This window comes from Streptomyces sp. URMC 124, from assembly GCF_051386455.1.
In the GTDB taxonomy this organism is placed as follows: Bacteria; Actinomycetota; Actinomycetes; order Streptomycetales; family Streptomycetaceae; genus Streptomyces.
In genome coordinates this window covers 1-10,654 of record NZ_JBPQTS010000203.1, presented here as the reverse complement: position 1 = coordinate 10,654, position 10,654 = coordinate 1, and the positions used below count along the sequence as shown (strand labels likewise).

General features: G+C 73.2%; 13 protein-coding genes and 1 tRNA gene. 6 read left to right on the top strand and 8 right to left on the bottom strand.

Annotated features, from left to right (window positions below; translation table 11 throughout):
* The 3 genes from ACSNOG_RS29680 to ACSNOG_RS29670 form a co-directional block, all read left to right on the top strand.
* Positions 1–1,689 (top strand): cysteine protease StiP domain-containing protein (locus ACSNOG_RS29680; protein ID WP_436755790.1); only part of this gene is annotated, 1,689 nt, incomplete at its 5' end.
* The gene (locus ACSNOG_RS29675; RefSeq protein WP_436755789.1) at positions 1,686–2,489 is read left to right on the top strand and encodes an HAD family hydrolase; all 804 of its coding nucleotides are present in this window, start codon (positions 1,686–1,688) and stop codon (positions 2,487–2,489) included. The genes ACSNOG_RS29680 and ACSNOG_RS29675, both read left to right, overlap by 4 nt.
* Positions 2,490–2,539: 50 nt before the next feature.
* A complete protein-coding gene (locus tag ACSNOG_RS29670) occupies positions 2,540–3,205 on the top strand; it encodes an O-methyltransferase (protein ID WP_436755788.1) in 666 nt (221 codons plus the stop codon).
* Between the two features lie 10 nt (positions 3,206–3,215).
* Here the strand turns inward: ACSNOG_RS29670 and ACSNOG_RS29665 are convergent, their stop codons facing one another.
* The 3 genes from ACSNOG_RS29665 to ACSNOG_RS29655 all read right to left on the bottom strand — a co-directional run bounded on the left by ACSNOG_RS29665 (position 3,216) and on the right by ACSNOG_RS29655 (position 5,720).
* The gene (locus ACSNOG_RS29665; protein ID WP_436755787.1) at positions 3,216–3,428 is read right to left on the bottom strand and encodes an FmdB family zinc ribbon protein; all 213 of its coding nucleotides are present in this window, start codon (positions 3,426–3,428) and stop codon (positions 3,216–3,218) included.
* 36 nt (positions 3,429–3,464) lie between these two features.
* Positions 3,465–4,775: a hypothetical protein gene (locus ACSNOG_RS29660; RefSeq protein ID WP_436755792.1), complete on the bottom strand. Its 1,311-nt coding sequence runs from the start codon at positions 4,773–4,775 to the stop codon at positions 3,465–3,467.
* A 171-nt stretch (positions 4,776–4,946) separates the two neighbouring features.
* Entirely contained in the window at positions 4,947–5,720 is a 774-nt protein-coding gene (locus ACSNOG_RS29655) for a DUF4097 family beta strand repeat-containing protein (protein WP_436755786.1), read from the bottom strand.
* A 203-nt stretch (positions 5,721–5,923) separates the two neighbouring features.
* Here ACSNOG_RS29655 and ACSNOG_RS29650 point away from each other — a divergent pair.
* A tRNA-Val gene (locus ACSNOG_RS29650) sits at positions 5,924–5,995 on the top strand.
* Between the two features lie 22 nt (positions 5,996–6,017).
* On the opposite strand, the gene ACSNOG_RS29645 is transcribed toward ACSNOG_RS29650, so the two are convergent.
* The 3 genes from ACSNOG_RS29645 to ACSNOG_RS29635 form a co-directional block, all read right to left on the bottom strand.
* A complete protein-coding gene (locus tag ACSNOG_RS29645) occupies positions 6,018–6,146 on the bottom strand; it encodes a hypothetical protein (RefSeq protein WP_436755785.1) in 129 nt (42 codons plus the stop codon).
* A gap of 106 nt (positions 6,147–6,252) precedes the next feature.
* Positions 6,253–6,645, bottom strand: a complete 393-nt coding sequence (locus ACSNOG_RS29640; RefSeq protein WP_436755784.1) for a carboxymuconolactone decarboxylase family protein — start codon at positions 6,643–6,645, stop codon at positions 6,253–6,255.
* A 60-nt stretch (positions 6,646–6,705) separates the two neighbouring features.
* Positions 6,706–7,665 carry a LysR family transcriptional regulator gene (locus ACSNOG_RS29635; protein WP_436755783.1) on the bottom strand — a complete coding sequence of 320 codons (960 nt, stop codon included), beginning with the start codon at positions 7,663–7,665 and terminating at the stop codon, positions 6,706–6,708.
* Positions 7,666–7,871: 206 nt separating this feature from the next.
* On the opposite strand from ACSNOG_RS29635, the gene snpA reads away from it, so the two are divergent.
* A complete protein-coding gene (snpA, locus tag ACSNOG_RS29630; RefSeq protein WP_436755782.1) occupies positions 7,872–8,549 on the top strand; it encodes a snapalysin in 678 nt (225 codons plus the stop codon).
* Between the two features lie 122 nt (positions 8,550–8,671).
* Complete coding sequence (locus tag ACSNOG_RS29625; protein WP_436755781.1) at positions 8,672–9,202, top strand: DUF1990 family protein; 531 nt, start codon at positions 8,672–8,674, stop codon at positions 9,200–9,202.
* A 135-nt stretch (positions 9,203–9,337) separates the two neighbouring features.
* Here ACSNOG_RS29625 and ACSNOG_RS29620 read toward each other — a convergent pair whose 3' ends face one another.
* The gene (locus tag ACSNOG_RS29620) at positions 9,338–9,970 is read right to left on the bottom strand and encodes a DedA family protein (RefSeq protein WP_436755780.1); all 633 of its coding nucleotides are present in this window, start codon (positions 9,968–9,970) and stop codon (positions 9,338–9,340) included.
* Between the two features lie 218 nt (positions 9,971–10,188).
* Complete coding sequence (locus ACSNOG_RS29615) at positions 10,189–10,599, bottom strand: DoxX family protein (protein ID WP_436755791.1); 411 nt, start codon at positions 10,597–10,599, stop codon at positions 10,189–10,191.
* Between the last annotated feature and the right edge of the window lie 55 nt (positions 10,600–10,654).

Here is a 10,654-nt window from a genome sequence, read left to right as displayed (position 1 = left end):
CACCCCTGCGCCCCCGGCCCCTCCCGTGTCACCCTGCCGTGGCCGTCCGGGGTTCCTGACGGCGGTCGGCACGGCTTCACCCCGGAGCACCGGGCGGAGTTGGAAGCCGCGCTGCCGGGGATGGCGGGCGTGCTCGCCACGGCTATGGGCAAGCGTCCCGCTGGGGCTCGCATCCTTGTTCTCGGTAACGAGGAGTTGATGTACGTGCCCCTGCGGGTTGCGCAGGCGCTGGACGATGTCCTCGACGGGGCGGACGTCTTTTTCTCGACGACCACACGGTCACCTGTGCTGGCTGTGGACGACCCCGGCTACGCGATCCGTTCGCGGATCACCTTCCCGGCGCACGACGCCCCCGACGACGGGCCCGGCGACCGCTACGCGTACAACGTGGCGGGCGCCGGATTCGACGTGGTCGTCGCCGTCGTCGATTCGCGCGGTGACACCGCCGAACTCCACGCTCCCGGCGGCCTTCTGGACACCTTGCGCGCGCACACGGAGCACGTGCTGCTGGCCGTCGTTCCCTCCTACGTTCCCGAGGTCGCTTCCTCCATGCCCGAACCCCTCAGAGGTCCTGCTTTTTCTTCTTATGCGCCCGAGGACGTCGGCTGGCTCCTTCAAGACCTGTCCGGTGTCGAGCTGGAGGCGCCCACGGAGGAGCGCGAGGAGGCCATTCAGAGCGGCGGCGCGCACTACGCCGAGTCGCTGCCCGTCGAGTACCAGCCGAGCGAGCAGTACCAGGCGCTCTTCCACGCGGCGCTGGAGGCGTCGGCGGGGCGCATGGCCCGTGCCGTGGGGGCCGTCACCGAGCTTGTGCTGGCCGAGCGTTCGCCGCGGCCGGTGCTCGTCTCGCTGGCCCGGGCCGGGACGCCCGTGGGGGTGCTGATGCGCCGCTGGGCGCGGCACGCGCACGGGCTGGACCTGCCCCACTACGCCGTCTCCATCGTGCGGGGGCGCGGCATCGACCGGGTCGCCCTGCGCTGGCTCGCCGAGCACCACGACCCCCGTGACGTCGTCTTCGTGGACGGCTGGACGGGTAAGGGCGCCATCACGCGTGAACTGGCGGAGGCGCTGGAGGAGTTCGACGGGTTCGACCCGCGGATCGCCGTGCTGGCCGACCCCGGGCAGTGCGTGGAGACCTACGGGACGCGGGACGACTTCCTGATTCCGTCGGCCTGTCTCAACTCCACGGTCTCCGGGCTGGTTTCGCGGACCGTGCTGCGGTCCGACCTGGTGGGGCCGGAGGACTTCCACGGGGCGAAGTTCTACCGGGAGCTCGCCGGGTCCGATGTGTCCCGGGCCTTCCTCGACGCCGTCACCGCCCGTTTCGGCGAGGTGGAGGAGGAGGTGGCGCGGGACGCCAAGGAGCTGGCCGCCGCCGACCGCACGCCTACCTGGGCCGGGTGGGCGGCCGTGGAGCGGATCAGCGAGGAGTACGGCATCCACGACGTGAACCTCGTCAAGCCGGGGGTGGGGGAGACCACCCGTGTGCTGCTGCGCCGGGTCCCGTGGAAGATCCTCGCCCAGCGCGGGGCCGGAGAGGACCTGGCGCACGTGCGGCTGCTCGCCGGGCAGCGGGGCGTGCCCGTCGAGGAGGTGGACGGGCTGCCGTACACCTGCGTCGGCCTCATCCACCCCCGGTACACGCGCGGCGCGACCGGTGCCGACGGCAAGGCGGTGACGGGCAAGTGACCGTCGTCGTCGCCAGTGATCTCGACCGGACCCTCATCTACTCGGCCGCGGCGCTCGACCTCGCCGGGCCCGACGCCGTGGCGCCCCGGCTGCTGTGCGTCGAGGTCTACGACCGCAAGCCGCTGTCGTACATGACCGAGACCGCGGCCTCCGTGCTGGCGGAGCTGACCGCCTCGGCCGTGTTCGTGCCCACGACCACCCGCACGCGCGAGCAGTACGGGCGGATCAGCCTGCCCGGCCGGCCCGCCGCGTACGCGATCTGCGCCAACGGCGGGGAGCTGCTCGTCGACGGCGAGTCCGACGCCGGCTGGCGGGCCGGCGTGGAGCGGCGGATCGCCGCCGAGTGCGCCACGCTCGCCGAGGTGCGCGAGCACCTGGTGCGGACCGCCGACCCCGCATGGCTGCTCAAGGAGCGCACCGCGGAGGACCTGTTCGCCTATCTCGTCGTGGACCGTTCCCTGCTGCCCGGGGAGTGGGTCGCGGAGTTCACCGAGTGGGCCGGCGCCCGCGGCTGGAACGTGTCCCTGCAGGGCCGCAAGCTCTACGCCGTGCCCCGGCCGCTCACCAAGAGCGCCGCGGTCGCCGAGGTCGCGCGGCGCACCGGCGCCCGCGAGGTGCTGGCCGCCGGGGACTCCCTGCTCGACGCCGACCTGCTGCTCGCGGCCGGGCGCGGCTGGCGGCCCGGGCACGGCGAACTCGCCGACTCCGGCTGGTCCGCCCCGCACGTCACGGCCCTGAAGACGCGCGGCGTGGCCGCGGGCGAAGAGATCTTGCGGGCTTTCACGGGCGCGGCGGCGTAGGCTCGTTCGCGGTCTGCGGCAAGTCGTCCGGCGAGTCGAGGAGAACCCCCGTGGCAGAGTTCAAAGGCACTCCGATCACGCCCGAGCTGCACGCGTACGTGCTGGCTCACAACCCCCCGCTCGACCCCGTGCAGCAGGGCCTGGTGGAGACCACGCAGCGGGCCCTGCCCCGCGACGCGATCAAGCAGATCGCCCAGGAGCAGGGCCCCCTGCTGGCCTTCCTCGTCCGGCTGACCGGCGCCCGGCACGTCGTGGAGGTCGGCACCTTCACCGGCCTGTCCGCGCTCTCCATGGCCCAGGCGCTGCCCGAGGGCGGCCGACTCGTCGCCCTGGACATCTCCGAGGAGTGGACGGCCTACGCGCGCCAGGCCTGGGAGCAGGCGGGCGTCGACGGCCGCATCGACCTGCGCATCGCCCCCGCCCTGGACTCCCTGCGGGCCATGCCCGAAGAGCCCCACGTCGACCTCGCGTTCATCGACGCCGACAAGGACAACTACATCAACTACTGGGAGGAGCTCGTCCCGCGCATGCGCCCGGGCGGGCTGATCGTCGTCGACAACGTCCTGATGATGGGATCCGTCCTCGACCCGGGCAACCACCCCGTGGGGGCCGCCGTGCGGCAGTTCAACACGCACGTGGCCGCCGACAAGCGCATGGAATCCGTGATGATCACGGTGGCCGACGGCCTGACCCTTGCCCGGCGCGTGGGCGCGTAGCGCCTCGCCGCTACGCGCAGCAGCCGCCCCCGCAGCAGCCTCCGCCACCGCCCCCCTGCGGGGCGGGGGCGGAACCGCCGCCCGTGACGGCCACGGCGGACAGCAGCTTCACCGTGTCCTCGTGCCCCGCGGGGCAGGTGGCCGGGGCGGCCGACTCGGCCATCGGCCGGCTCAGCTCGAAGGTGTCTCCGCAGGAGCGGCAGCGGTATTCGTAACGAGGCATGCGCGCAGCATAACCAGGCGCGGAGGAAGGGCGGGACTACCGGCCCATCTCCTCCCGGATGCCCTGAACCACCCGCGCCACGGCCCCCCGCACCGCTTCCGTCTCCGTCAAGAAGTGCCACCAGTCCGGGTGCCGGCCCTCCAGCCCCGCCACCGCCCGCTCCAACCGCTCCACCGCCGCGTCCAGCGGCCCCGCGTGCCGCGGATCGGGCGTGCTGCGGCCCGCCATGGCGAGCCGCTGCGCGTCGCGGATGGCGAAGCGCGTGCGCTCGACCTCTCCCTGGTGGTCGAAGGACACCTCGTCCAGCCGCCGCAACCGCTCCCCGGCAGCGGAGACGGACTCGTCCGTCGTGCTCAGCACGGCCCGCGCGGTGGACAGCAGGGCCAGCGCGTCCGGCCACCGCTGCTCGTCCCGCGCCCGCCGGGCCTCGGCGAGCTTCTCCTCCGCCTGCGCGACGGCCCGCTGCGCCTCCTCGGGCACCTGCTGGAGGTCCTGCCAGCAGGCGGCGCTGTAGCGGCGCCGCAGCTCGCTCAGGACGGGCCGGACTCCGGCGGCGCGCGTGGTCAGCGCCTGGGCGCGGGTCCTCAGGGACACGAGCCGCTTGTCGATCTCGGCGACCTTCGCCGGCAGCGCCTCGGCCTCGGCCCGTACGGCCTCGGCCTCGTGCAGGACCCTTTCGGCGCGCCGGAGGGTGTCCTGCACGCCGTGCTGCCCGGCGCCCTGGTTGAGCCGGGTGAGCTCGGGGGAGAGCGCGGCGAGGCGCGCGGCGAGGCCGTCGGCCTTGAGGCCGGTCTCGCGGACGGCGTCGAGGGCCTGCGTGGCGGCGAGGAGGCCCTGGCGGGCCCGCTCGACGGCGGGCGCGAGCCGGGCGAGCTGGTTCTCGGCCGCGGTCAGCAGCGGGCCGAGGCCCTGCCCGAAGCGGTCCAGGTCGGCCTTGGCGCGCAGGAGCTCGTCCTTGGCGGCGGTGAGGTCGGCGCGGGCCCGGGCGGCGGCGGAGGAGTCGAGGTCCTCGCGGTCGAGGTCGTGGGAGTCGACGGCGGTGATGTAGGCGTGGGAGACCTCGTCGATGCGCCGCCCGAAGGCCGCGAAGTCGGCTTCGGCCTTGCGGGCGGCGGGGGAGGAGTCGACGGCCGTGATCGTCTCGATGGAGATCCGCAGTTCGCGCTGGGCGGTGTCGAGCTCGTAGAAGGCGGCTGCGGCGGCGTCCTTGGCGGCCTGCGCGCCGGCCCGCTGCCCTTCGCCGCGGCCCCGGCCCCAGCGGCGGGTGCCGCCGCCGGCGAAGGCCGCGGGCGCTGCGGTGACGGCGGCCGCGGCGAGCAGGGGGAGCGGCAGCAGGGCGAGGGCCAGGGCGTCCCGGGCGGCGGAGGGGAGGGCCCTGACAGCCCGGAAGCGGCGGTGTGCCGGTCGTACGGACTGCGCGAAGGTCGCCGTCACTTGCCCTCTCCCGATGGATCGCCCCTGGCCCGGATGCCATTCTCCCACCCGGTAAGGACGAACACACAGGACGGATGGTTCGCGCTACTCCGCCGTACGGATCTTCAGCTCGCCGTTGCCGGTGTGGGCCGAGACGACGTGCTTGCTGCTGTCGTCGCGGGGAACGTCCACGTGCTCCGCGCCGTTGCGGCTGCCGGCGTCGACGCGGTAGGAGCCGCGGGGCAGGGAGAGGGTGAGGGCGCCGTTGCCGCTCTTGGCCTCCACACGGTCCGGGGCCTTGCCGAGTGCGAGGTCCACGGCGCCGTTGTCCGAGCGCGCCCTCACCCGGGGCGAGGTGACGGCGCTGGTGCGCACGGTGCCGTTGGAGCTGAAGAGGTCGAGGGCCCCGCTGCTGTCGGCGACGTGCACGGCGCCGTTCTCGGAGGTGATCTTCAGGTCGGTGTCGAAGCCGCGGGTCCGGACCGAGCCGTTGCCGCTCTTCACGGTCACCTTCACCCCGCGCGGCACCTCGATCTTGTGCCGGGCCTCACAGTCCGCGCTCAGCCCGCTGCACTGCTCCTTCAGCTTCAGCACGGAGCCGTCGAGCTCCCAGGTGACCTTGGTGGTCCCGCCCAGGGTCCACCCCGAGAACCAGCGCGTGACCTCCACGTCCTTGACGTCGGCGGGCGCGATCTCCAGGGCCGAGTTGTCCGACTCGACGGTCAGCTCCTTCCCGGCCAGGGCGAAGGCCTTGTGCTCGGGCTTCGCGTCGCTCGCGTCGGCGCTCCCGCAGCCGGCCAGCGCCGCCCCGGCGGCCAGCACGCCGGCCGTGACGAGGGAGATGCGGGCGGCGGAACGGGCGCGGGAGCGCGGCTTCATCGGTACTCCGGGAGGGGCTGGGGCGGGTGCTGCGTACGGGGCAAGCGTAGGAGCCGATCTTGCTCGGGCACGATGAAGCCTCCTACCGGACCGTGGTGAAGCCTGCTACCGGTCCGGGGGTGGGGATAACCCCCGCACGCGCCCCGCCGCCGTCACATTTGCCGGGACCCGGGCGGTGCCATGTAGGCTGTCACCTCGTGCCAGGGCGCATAGCTCAGCGGTAGAGCGCTGCTCTTACAAAGCAGATGTCGGCGGTTCAAATCCGTCTGTGCCCACTCTCCGTTTGCCGCGGTTTCCTCATCCCCGCGGTTGCCGCTCCTGCGGCTCCTCGTGCAGCCGCGCGGCCTGTGCGTCGTAGCCGTCCAGGATCTCCTTCAGCCGGCCCAGCGCCTCCTCGTCGATTTCCGCGGGAGCGGACTCGGCCACGTAGCGGGCCGCGGCGATCAGTGCCGCGAATTCGTACGTGCGAGGTCACCCGCAGGACGCCCGGCCGGGCCCATTCGAGCCGCATCGGTCGGCCCTTCCGTGCCGGTCAGCCCTGTGAGCTGAGGTATCCCCTGATCTGGCCGAGTTCCTGGGCGAAGTCGTCGTAGTCCTCCCGGATGCCGTTGAGGTAGGCGCTCCAGCCGAGGCTGTGCTTCGCGTAGTGCACCGCTTCCTGGATCTCCTCCTCCGTGGCGCCGAAGATCCTGGCCGCTTCGGTGTGGAAGAGGGTGCAGTACCGGCACTTGGTCTCGGCGTGCAGGGCGATTCCCATGAGTTCCTTGTACTTGTTCGGGATGTGGGTTTCACCGAGTTCGAGCTTCTTGAAAAGTTCCCATTCGTGTTCGAGCAGGTCGTCGGGGATACCGCTCAGGAAGTGCGGAACGAGGCCCAGGCACTCCTTGATCTCCGACTCGACTTCGCTGCGGCTGCGTTCTCCCATGGCAGCCACCCCTTTCACGGAGCGGGATGAGCAGCTGTCCTCTTTTTCACGATACGCCGCTTATGCCGCGGGTAACATTCCACCGTTGCGGTGCAGCCACGACCGGTAGGCGGGGTGGGCGTAGGCCAGGGAGCGGTAGGCGTCGGCCAAGTCGCCGAAGACGGCCTCGGCTTCCGGGAGCGAGAGGGCGCCGGGGCGGGTGGCCAGGGAGAGTTCGGCGGTCAGCGGGTCGCCGTAGAGGGGGCGGAGCACGGTGCCGGGCGTGGCCTCCGCGGTGGGCTGGCAGGCGCGGACGGCCTCGCCGGAGGCGACGAGGTCCGCGGCGGTGGCGGCGTCGCGCACGTGCACCAGGCGCGGGTCGGTGCCGGCGGCGGTGAAGGCCCGCTGCAGGGCGGACCACTCGTGGTCGGCGGCGGGGTCCACGATCCAGGCGTCGTCGGCGAGTTCGGCGAGCCCGACCACCGGGCGGCCGGCCGCCGGATGCGCGGCGGACAGGGCGACGAACCTCGGTTCCCGCGTCACCAGGACCCGCTGCTCGACGCCCGGGGGTATGTGCAGCGGGAAGCCCTCCGCCTCGTGGACGAAGGCGACGTCGAGCTGGTTGGTCGAGAGCAGCTGCAGCAACGTCCCTGCGGAGACCTCGATATGAATGGTGACGTCCGTATCGGGCAGCCGGGCGTGCAGCCGCCGCAGCCATCCCGCGACCACGCGCCCGCCGATGCTGCCGACCCGCAGCCGGGCCCCGCCCGCGCCCGCCGCCGCGTCGCGGGCGGCCGCCATGAGGGCGGACATCTCGGCGATGATGGGCCGCGCCCGGGAGAGCACCGAGTGGCCCAGCGGCGTGGGGCGGCTGCCCGTCTGGCCGCGCGTGAACAGCAGGCCGCCGACGGCCCCTTCGATGCGCCGGAGCTGAGTGGTGAGCGAGGGCTGTGTCATGCCCAGTTGCAGCGCGGCCTTCCGCACGCTTCCCGCATCCGCAATGGCGCAAAGCGCGCGGAGGTGCCTGACCTCGAGCTCCACGGGGGGAGCATAACTGTGCCTCGCACGTCACACCAGGCACATGCCGGGGCAGGGTAGGTGATTGGACGGTGCTATGGCCAGTTGGCATCATCCGTACCGCTGATAACTCGTCACAGACTCTGCGGGACCAGCAGTTCACCCGACGGACATCCGGACGGCGTTCCCACCACGCCCCCGGCGTCCTCGGCACGAATGGAGTCCCCCACATGAAACGCTCCACCACAGTGCTGTCTGCGGCGATCGGTCTCGGCTTCGCGGCGGCCCTGACGGCCGTGCCCGCGTCCGCCGCCCCGGCGCTCACCGGATCGCAGGCGGCGGCGCCGGCCGTCACGTCCTCGTACGCCGGCTCGGCGGCCGAAGAGGCCAACAACAAGGCGTTCTTCGACGCGGTGATGAAGTCGGCGCAGGCCAAGGCCGCGAAGTCGCCGGGCCTGCGGGCCGTGACCGTCACCTACGACGCCAGCAGAGCGCCCAGCTTCGCCTCCCAGATAGCCGCCAGCGCCCAGATCTGGAACAGCTCCGTGCGCAACGTCCAGCTGCGTGCGGGCAGCAACGCCGACTTCAAGTACTACGAGGGCAACGACTCGCGCGGCTCCTACGCGAGCACCGACGGCCACGGGCGCGGCTACATCTTCCTCGACTACCGGCAGAACCAGCAGTACAACTCGACGCGCGTCACCGCGCACGAGACCGGGCACGTCCTCGGCCTGCCGGACCACTACTCCGGTCCGTGCAGCGAGCTGATGTCGGGCGGCGGCCCCGGCACCTCCTGCCAGAACACCCGCCCGAACGCCGCCGAGAGCAGCAGGGTCAACCAGCTCTGGGCCAACGGCCTGTCGGCCTTCAAGAAGGACGACAAGGGAGTGTTCACCACGGTTCGGTGAGCCTCTCGGCCCGGTGAGCCCCACGGCTCACCGAGCGGCCTCCCGCTCGTCCGGCGGCCCGGTTCCCTCGCGGAGCCGGGCCGCCGCCCGTCTCCGGGCCCGCGCGCCCCATACTGGAACCGATGACACACGTGCCCCCAGGCCTCACCTACCCGGAGGCCGGCGCCACCGCCCGCCGTCCGCTGCCCGCCGGCTACCACCACCTGCACGAGGTCGGTTACCTCGGCCGCGGCCGGCCCCTCTTCGAGGCCGCGGCCGACGCGGTCCTCTCCTGGCGCATGCACCGCGCCGCCGGCGTCCGCGTCCCCGCCGCGACGCCGCGGGCCGCCCCGGGCGTCACCGTGGACCTCTCCCTCGGCCTCGGCCCGCTGCTGCAGGCCTCGGTGACCTGCGCGGTCGTCTGGGCGGTGCGGGAGGAGCGCCGCGCGGGCTTCGCCTACGGCACGCTGCCGGGCCATCCCGCGTGCGGCGAGGAGTCCTTCGTGGTCACGCTCGACGGGGCGCAGGACGTGCGCCTGGCCGTGACCGCGTTCAGCCGCCCGGCGCACTGGTCCACCCGGGCCGCCGGGCCGCTGGTGCCGGCCCTCCAGCGCCGGTACGCGCGCCACTGCGTCCGGGTGCTGCGTGCGGAGGCCGCCCGCCGGGCGACGTAGCCGGGCGGACGGCCTGGCGTACGAACTCTCGTGCGACCGCGGAATCCCGTCGTCCATCCGTCACCGACCGGACGTACGGTCGCTGCCGTAACGGGTGCTACCGAAGGTGCGGGCGAGGCCGGGCCCGGAGCTCCGTCACGCCTCGCGGGCCCTGGGGTGCTTGACGACGTACGCGGCCCCCGCGCCCGCCGCGAAGAGGGCGAAGAAGGACATGGCCGTGCCGATCCAGCCGGCGCCCAGCCACTGGCCGCCGAAGTAGCCGAGGCTCACGCTGTACGCGGCCCAGGTCACACCGGCCAGGGCGGACCAGGGGAGGAACTCGGCGACCCGGCGATGCATCACGCCGGCGCCGAGGCTGACCACCGACCGGCCGGCCGGTGCGAAGCGGGCGACGACGACCAGGGGACCGCCGCCGCGCAGCAGCGCCGTGCCGAGCTTGGCCTGCGCGGCGGTCAGCCGGCGCGAGCGGGCGATGGCGCGGTCGAAGCGGTCGCCGCCGCGCCAGGCGAGCCGGTAGGCGACCATGTCGCCCAGGACGGACGCGGTCGCGGCGCACATGACCAGCGGGAGCATCTGGGAGAAGCCGGCGTGGCCGTGGGCCGCGCCACCGACGGCGGCGTCGGCCGCGGTGCCCGCGGCAGCGGTCGCCGCGGTGATCACCAGGACGCCGCTGGGGAGGACCGGGAGGAAGACGTCGAGCACGACGGAGATGCTGACGATCACGTAGATCCATGGGGTTTCGGCCAAGGCCCCCAGCTTCTCCAGCACGTCCTGATCTCCCGGTACGGTCCCCCGCCGCGACGTCGCAGGGGAGCGGCAGGGGCGGCCTTCACAACCGAACAGCGTACGCCTGGGGCGCGTGTGACGTGCGAGTGGGGGTGGTGATGTTGTGCGCATCACGGTACGGAATACGACATCGGCGACGCCGGGTCACGCACGGGATGGGCACGGGCGGGTCCGGGAGCGGTCCGGACCCGCTCCGGGGATCAGCCGCGGCGGGAGAAGAGCCGGTCCAGGGAGAGCGCGCCCGGGCCGGTGAAGACCAGGAGCAGGAAGGCCCAGCAGAACATCGCGGAGGCCTCGCCACCGTTCTGAATCGGCCACAGGGCCATGCTCTGGTGCACGTCGAAGTAGGCGTAGGCCATGGAGCCGGAGGCGATCAGGGCCGCGCTGCGGGTGCCCGCGCCGAGCAGGACGAGCGCGCCGGCGACGAGCTGGATGACGGCCGCGTACCAGCCCGGCCAGGTGCCCGCCGCGATGGTGCCGCCGTTGCTGCCGGCCGCTCCGCCGAGGACGCCGAAGAGGGAGGCGGCGCCGTGGCAGGCGAAGAGCAGGCCGACCACGATCCGGAAGGCGGACAGGACGTACGGGCGGGCCGCGTCGAGCCGCTGCGTCAGGGCCGGGGTCGCGGCCGCGGAGGTTCTCGCGGGGGCGGCGGACGCCGGCCCTGAC

Excerpts from the sequence above, each read along its gene's own strand:
- ACSNOG_RS29625 (WP_436755781.1), top strand. The coding sequence starts at position 8,672 with ATGACACACGTGCCCCCAGGCCTCACCTACCCGGAGGCCGGCGCCACC.
- ACSNOG_RS29640 (WP_436755784.1), bottom strand. The coding sequence starts at position 6,645 with ATGGGAGAACGCAGCCGCAGCGAAGTCGAGTCGGAGATCAAGGAGTGC.
- ACSNOG_RS29665 (WP_436755787.1), bottom strand. The coding sequence starts at position 3,428 with ATGCCTCGTTACGAATACCGCTGCCGCTCCTGCGGAGACACCTTCGAG.
- snpA (WP_436755782.1), top strand. The coding sequence starts at position 7,872 with ATGAAACGCTCCACCACAGTGCTGTCTGCGGCGATCGGTCTCGGCTTC.
- ACSNOG_RS29655 (WP_436755786.1), bottom strand. The coding sequence starts at position 5,720 with ATGAAGCCGCGCTCCCGCGCCCGTTCCGCCGCCCGCATCTCCCTCGTC.